This window comes from Rhodopirellula sp. UBA1907, assembly GCF_002337565.1.
Lineage (GTDB): Bacteria > Planctomycetota > Planctomycetia > Pirellulales > Pirellulaceae > Rhodopirellula > Rhodopirellula europaea.
In genome coordinates, this window is record NZ_DDGH01000048.1 from 139,826 (window position 1) to 146,362 (window position 6,537).

Here is a 6,537-nt window from a genome sequence, read left to right on the forward strand (position 1 = left end):
TTGCGAGAATTCATGTCGAGGTTACGACTCGTCCTCTTGGCGAGCGTTGAATTCAAGTTTCCAGTGACGATCGCCCCGTTTGTCGTGACACCAAAGTTCAAACATCCCCAACTCAGTCACTCGCGATTCAAACTGCACCGGAACGAAGCTTTGGGCTGGTTCGTTGTCGGCGGAGCCCGACGCGGCGTCTTCGCCTCGATTTTGGTCCAATGTCAATTCAATCGGTTCGCTTTCTTGAAGTTCTGTTGGACTCCAGCGATCCAAACGGTCGCCGGGGTGATCGCCTGCACGAGTGGTGGACGAGAAGAATCGAAAACGGGCTGGCGTGCCGACGACGACGCCGACTTCCTGTCCGGGAACCTCGGCATGGGTGCCTTCTTCCATTCCCTGTGCGGCAACGCACACGGCACGAAGAGGTCGCGGAGCACCGGGGATCGCCATACCTGCGGTTTCGATTCCAATGTAGAAGGCTTTGGCCGTGCCGCCACGAATTCGAATGCCACCATGAGTTTTGGTCCAACCGTAGTAGGCGGCACCAATTGCGACGGCGTGATCCAAGTCGTCTTCCGACGACAATGTATTGACGCTGGAATCGGTCCAAGAAGAAAGCGTCGACTCCAACCGTTCACGCATGACCGGGCTTCGGAAAACACCACCATTGAGCAACAAGTGAGTCACCGGACCGATGCCATCATTGTCGCTATTCAAAGCGGACTGGTCCGTCAGGAAAGCGGCGATGTGTTTGGTGATGGCAGGATCCGATTCGTAAGGCAAACCGACATCTTGGAAACCGCTGACCACGTTGGCTTGAGGCCGATCTTGTGGTGCACACTGCGGGAAGAAGCCATCTAGTAGCAGTGTTGCTGCGTCGCTGCGTTGGATTTCGGTGGTGATGGTTCCACCGATCAGCGAACTTCCACGTCCAAGCACCGATATGGATTGCGAATCGGGACCGTCATGGCTGAGCAATCGTTCTTTTGCGTCACGGCAGGCGTGCCAAAGCGAGGTGCTCTGCCAAGGGTCCAAGTCGTGGCCGGACTGGCGAAATTGCTCGGCGGCTTGATAGGCCAGTGCGAGGTCCATGTTGTCACCGCCAACCAACAAGTGGTTGCCGACCGCGACGCGTTTCAACATCAATTCGCCGTCTTGTTCTTCAACACCGACCAATGTCAGGTCTGTGGTGCCGCCGCCGACATCGACAACCAACATGGTGTCTTCGTCGGATAACGATTTGCGCCACTTGCCGTCGGTCGATGCGAGGTAGCGATAGACCGCGGCTTGAGGCTCTTCCAGAAGAACAAAGTTCTCATTCAAACCAGCTCGGATGGCAGCACGCCGAGTCAACTCACGGGCCGCGGGGTCAAACGAAGCCGGAACGGTCAGAACCACTTGTTGTTGATCGATCGGAGCGTCGGGGAATTGGGCGTGCCAGGCTGCCACCAGATGCCGCAAGAAGATGCCGGTGCATTCCACCGCGGAAACTCGCGGGATTTCATCAGGCGATTGCCAAGGAAGAACCGGGGAATCCGGATCGACCTTGCGCTGGCACAACCAACTTTTCGCCGCCACGATGACGCGTTGCGGATTGTCGGCAGCCTGTTGTCTGGCGTACACGCCCGCGACGCCTTCGGTCGATGAAGGGAATCGTGCATGTTCGCTGGTAACTTCCAACGCGTCGACTTCTTGATCGCGAGGCAGGTAGAGGAACGATGGCAGCGAGGTTCGCGATTCGATCTGGCCCGATGCGACGACCTGAGGGATCGGTAGCAGCTGAATCTCAGGGGCTTGGTCCGCCGTTTTCACTTCCGCGTTGGATTGAGGAGCGAACGCAACGACGCTGTTCGTCGTTCCGAGGTCGATGCCGATGCAATATTTTTGCTCACTCATGGGATCAGTTTTGCTCTGCGAGTGAAGCGAGGGCGTCGAGAACTTGTTGGTCGTGTCCGTCGACTCGCACACGTTTCCAAACCTTGAAGACTTTGCCCGCGGCGTCGATTAAATAAGTTGAACGCTGGATGCCCATCGACTTTTTGCCATACAGGTTCTTCTCCCGGTACGCGCCGTATTTTTCGCTCATGGCGTGGTTTTCATCGACCAGCAGAGGGAACGGCAATTCAAACTTGTCACGAAATTCGATGTGACTTTCAGCAGAATCGGTGCTGATGCCAAACAGTTTTGCTCCCGCGGATTGTAGCTCTGCGTATCGATCGCGGAACGCACAGGCCTCTTTGGTGCATCCAGGTGTGTTGTCTTTGGGATAGAAAAACAAAACGACCGGAGCGCCAGCCAAATCTTTCAATTTGACGGTCTGGCCGTCTTGGTCTTTGAGCGTGAAGGCGGGAGCCTTTTTGCCTGGTTCGATGAAATCAGCCATGATGAAACGCCCCATTTGGGGGCATATGGATTGAAAGGAGGCGGATGGGACAGGGCATTGTTTTCGATCGGCCAAGTTGTCGCCAGCGGGGGCGGATTGACCGAGACCAGCGATTGGATCCGACGCGGGAAAACACGACAGAAACACGCATCCGGATGGTGTTTGACGGGTGCCCCCAAAAAACAAACGCGTTACACTACGGGGCAACTCCGAGACGTGGGATTGCTCCACCCTCCATTCTTTCCCCATTCGCTTGAAAGTTGTTTGAACTTGTCTGATCAACCGCCTTCTTCCTCCAACGACACCCCATCTGCTGATCCTATGGCTCATCCCAGTCGGGCAATTCGTCCGCATGGATTGGAAGATGCCCGCAAATTGGCGACTGAGGCCGCTCGGGTCGCGTTGGACAACAACGGCCAAGATGTGATGGTTTTGAACGTCAGCGAGCAATCGGCTGAGTTTGATTTCTTTGTCATCGCCACCGGGACCAGCCGTCGACAATTGCACGCGATCAGCGAGCAAACCGATGACGCGCTCGAAAAAGGTTTGGGCGATCGGCGTCAAGGAATCGAAGGCTATCAAGAGAGTAGCTGGATCGTGCTTGATTACGGCAGTCTCGTCGTTCATCTGTTCGATGAAGAGACCCGTGAGTACTACGACCTGGAATCATTGTGGGCCGATGCCACCCCCATTCCGCTGTCGGATCTTGGTTTGACGCAACGCTGAACCGCGTTTGGACGTCCCATTTCTTTTTCTTCCCCACCTTTTCTTCAGGTGTGTAGGTTTCGATGCATCTACCCAATGTTCTTCAAGCACGATTTGTCCAAGCCCTCGAGCCTTTGACGGACTCGCCCAGCGATTACGCGGGCATGATCCGTCCGGCCGCTGACCCGAAGTTTGGTGACTACCAATCCAACGCCGCCATGCCATTGGCGAAACGCGTGGGCAAAACATCTCGAGATGTTGCTGCCGAACTGGTGCAAAATCTCAATGTCACCGATCTATTCGAAGAACCCGAGGTCGCCGGACCCGGATTTATCAACTTGCGTTTGAAGGATTCGGTCCTCTTTGATTCGATTCAACAGATGCTGTTGGATGAACGAGTTGGTGTCTCCAAAACCACCGACCCGAAGAAAGTCATCGTGGACTTCTCTTCGCCCAACGTGGCGAAGCCCATGCACGTGGGACACATTCGCAGCACCGTGATCGGTGATTGCTTGGCCCGAACGCTGCGTTTCTATGGAGAAGATGTCGTCACCGACAATCACTTGGGTGATTGGGGCACCCAGTTCGGAATCATCATTTATGGTTATCGAAACTTTGGTGATCCGGCAAAAGTAGCCGCCAATCCAGTCCCAGAGTTGTCGGCTCTGTATCGGCTGACCAATCAACTGATCGAATATCAAAAGGCCAAGCAGTCATTGGCAACGATGGCGGACAAGCTCTCCGCTGCGAAAAGCGATGCTGAGACGGCAAAAGAGGTGTCTGATCAAGCGGAATCGGACGAAAGTCTCAAGCCAAAGGACAAGAAGAAGCTCCGGAAAAATGCGGAAGCCGCGACTCGGCGAGTTGCCTCGATCGAGGCGGATATCAAGTCTCTGAAGGCTAAGATCGATGCGGTTGATAGTGACGCTGAATTGTCCAAGTTGGCCTCCGAACACTCCGACGTGGATGTCGCGGTTCTTCGAGAAACGGCCAAGTTGCATGAAGGTGACGCGGAGAACTTGGCGTTGTGGAAAGAGTTCTTGCCTCACTGCCAAGATGAAATCAACCGAATCTATGACCGCCTGAATGTTCAATTTGATCATACGCTTGGCGAAAGCTTCTATCACGATCGATTGGCGGGCGTCGTCGAACATCTCACCACACTTGGGCTGACGACCAAAAGTGATGGGGCGATCTGTGTCTTTCTAGAAGGGTTTGATAGCCCCATGATCATTCAAAAACGCGACGGTGCGTTTTTGTACGCGACAACGGACTTGGCCACACTTCAATATCGCCGTGATGAGTTCCACCCAGATGAGATTTTGTATGTGGTGGATTCACGCCAGGGCGAACACTTCAAGAAGTTTTTCGCGATGGCTGAACCCTTGGGCATGGGCGAAGTCCAATTGGTGCATGTCAATTTCGGAACCGTACTGGGGCCCGATGGTCGCCCCATGAAGACTCGCAGCGGTTCGCTCATCGGATTGGAAAGCTTATTGAATGATGCGGTGAGTCGTGCCAAAGACGTGGTTTGCAATCCGGACCGTTTGGCGACCATGGATCCCCCGATGGGCGGAGAGGAACAGCAGCAAATCGCCGAAATCGTTGGCATTGGTGCTATTAAATACGCGGATTTGTCACACCATCGAACAAGCGACTACAAGTTTGATGTCGACAAAATGGTCGCTCTGGAAGGCAACACTGCGACCTATGTGCAGTACTCATACGCCCGGACCCAAAGCATTTTGCGGCGTGCGTCCGATGGTGAAGGCCTGCCCGCATTTGAACAGGTCATCGAACAAGCCGCCGCCACACAACCGATGACTTTTACCCACCCTAATGAGCGATCTCTCGCATTGATGTTGATGCGATTTGAAGAAGCGATTGAACAGGTCCGTTTGAATTACGCACCCAATGCTTTGTGCGATTACCTGTTTGAAACCGCGAAGACATACTCTTCATTCAATGAGAGTTGCCGGGTTCTAGGCAACGACGATCCCTCTGTGATGCAAACCCGCTTGGCTTTGGTTGTCTTGACCGGTCGAGTCCTCAAGAAAGGGTTGTCTTTGTTGGGAATCGATGTTGCCGAACGCATGTAGGCCAACTTCTATGACAATGTCATCTATTTTATGACTGTTGTTCTCTTTGAAGTATTGACAGTAACTCTACTTTTTATAACGTGTTGCGGAATTAAGTTTTCTAAACACACTTATGGAGTAAAACGTGGCCAAAAAATCTGGTGGACCGAACAAGTCACAAGCGATTCGTGATTACTACGGAGCGAACCCCGACGCCAAGCCAATGGAAGTTGCGGCTGAACTGAGCAAGAAGGGAATCGTCGTCACGCCTGCTTTCGTTAGCACCGTGAAGTCCACCACCATGGGCAAGTCTGCTAAGAAATCCGCTCGCAAGTCGGCCAAGAAGTCGGCTCCAAGCGTGAAGAAGAGCAGCAAAGGGGCCAAACGCGGTCGTCCAGTTGGTAGCACCAACAAGGCAGCAGCAAGCAACGAAGTTTCGTTGGACTCATTGTTGCAAGTGAAGCGCATCGTGGAAGAAATGGGCAGCGTCCAAGATGCAAAGAATGCTTTGACCGCACTCGAAAAATTGATGGGCTAAGACTCGCTCAACCGAGTCATTTGCCTTTCCGATCAAAAACATTGATCGACTCAGCAGCGAACCATGAAAATTTGGTTCGCTGTTTTTTTATGCGCCCGGCGAGGTCGTCTGGCGTGCTTCACGTCAATTCATTCGTATCCCGAACGAGAAATCAATCGAAGACTCCTCGAATGTCTTCTGATACTCGCGCGGCTGGTCGCGCTACTTCGGGAAATCGAGGACACCGTCCCATCCCGGAGGGGCAATTCGATGGTGTTGCAATATCAGACGCAGCAACACGTCCTTGGGGCGATCCCACGCTGGCAGTTCCAGTAACCGTTGGTAAGCCGAGTCCCAATCACCGCTGGCAAACTCTTCCCATCCTTGTTCATAAGCCTCAATTTGGGCATCCGTGAGGTCTTGGCTGCCACCACTTGGGACAACCAATTGATAGACGTCGACCGGGATTTTCATGCCCGCGACGCGGACTCGGCCTAGTTTGCGGAGCCTAAATGGTGTGGTCTCATCGGTTGTTGACAAGTGTTTCAGCCAAGCTTGCAATGCACTCGCCGAGGCATGATCCATGAGGACCTCGACTCCAAAGTGTTTGGTGAGGCCTTCTAAGCGACTGGCCAAATTCACGACCGGTCCAAACGCGGTGACTTTGACCTGATCGACCGTACCAATTCGGCCCGCGACGGCGGGGCCAGATGCGATGCCGATTCCGCACCGAAATTCGGTTTGCCCGGTCGCATAGTCCTTTCGAATTCCTGCCGCCGCTTTCGCAGCCGCGAGAACACTAGCAACGACGTGAGCGGATGCTGAGAGGTCCGTGTGCGGGTGGGGCAGTTGCAGCTCAATAG

Annotated in this window: 6 protein-coding genes; 3 read left to right on the top strand and 3 right to left on the bottom strand. The window is 53.9% G+C overall.

Features of this window, described 5'->3' with window-relative positions:
* Positions 1-21 precede the first annotated feature (21 nt).
* Positions 22-1,887: an Hsp70 family protein gene (locus B2R17_RS10415; protein ID WP_286763932.1), complete on the bottom strand. Its 1,866-nt coding sequence runs from the start codon at positions 1,885-1,887 to the stop codon at positions 22-24.
* A 4-nt stretch (positions 1,888-1,891) separates the two neighbouring features.
* Positions 1,892-2,389: a thioredoxin-dependent thiol peroxidase gene (gene bcp, locus B2R17_RS10420; RefSeq protein WP_286763984.1), complete on the bottom strand. Its 498-nt coding sequence runs from the start codon at positions 2,387-2,389 to the stop codon at positions 1,892-1,894.
* Positions 2,390-2,695: 306 nt separating this feature from the next.
* On the opposite strand from bcp, the gene rsfS reads away from it, so the two are divergent.
* The 3 genes from rsfS (at position 2,696) to B2R17_RS10435 (ending at position 5,695) form a co-directional block, all read left to right on the top strand.
* Entirely contained in the window at positions 2,696-3,100 is a 405-nt protein-coding gene (gene rsfS / locus B2R17_RS10425; protein ID WP_008663302.1) for a ribosome silencing factor, read from the top strand.
* A gap of 62 nt (positions 3,101-3,162) precedes the next feature.
* Positions 3,163-5,178 carry an arginine--tRNA ligase gene (argS, locus tag B2R17_RS10430; RefSeq protein WP_286763933.1) on the top strand — a complete coding sequence of 672 codons (2,016 nt, stop codon included), beginning with the start codon at positions 3,163-3,165 and terminating at the stop codon, positions 5,176-5,178.
* 124 nt (positions 5,179-5,302) lie between these two features.
* Entirely contained in the window at positions 5,303-5,695 is a 393-nt protein-coding gene (locus B2R17_RS10435; protein WP_008663306.1) for a hypothetical protein, read from the top strand.
* Between the two features lie 201 nt (positions 5,696-5,896).
* On the opposite strand, the gene B2R17_RS10440 is transcribed toward B2R17_RS10435, so the two are convergent.
* Positions 5,897-6,537 (bottom strand): adenylate/guanylate cyclase domain-containing protein (locus B2R17_RS10440; protein WP_286763934.1); only part of this gene is annotated, 641 nt, incomplete at its 5' end.

What these genes read in the sequence shown, in the direction of transcription:
- bcp (WP_286763984.1), bottom strand. Translation starts at nt 2,389, where the DNA reads ATGGGGCGTTTCATCATGGCTGATTTCATCGAACCAGGCAAAAAGGCT.
- B2R17_RS10415 (WP_286763932.1), bottom strand. Translation starts at nt 1,887, where the DNA reads ATGAGTGAGCAAAAATATTGCATCGGCATCGACCTCGGAACGACGAAC.
- argS (WP_286763933.1), top strand. Translation starts at nt 3,163, where the DNA reads ATGCATCTACCCAATGTTCTTCAAGCACGATTTGTCCAAGCCCTCGAG.
- rsfS (WP_008663302.1), top strand. Translation starts at nt 2,696, where the DNA reads ATGGCTCATCCCAGTCGGGCAATTCGTCCGCATGGATTGGAAGATGCC.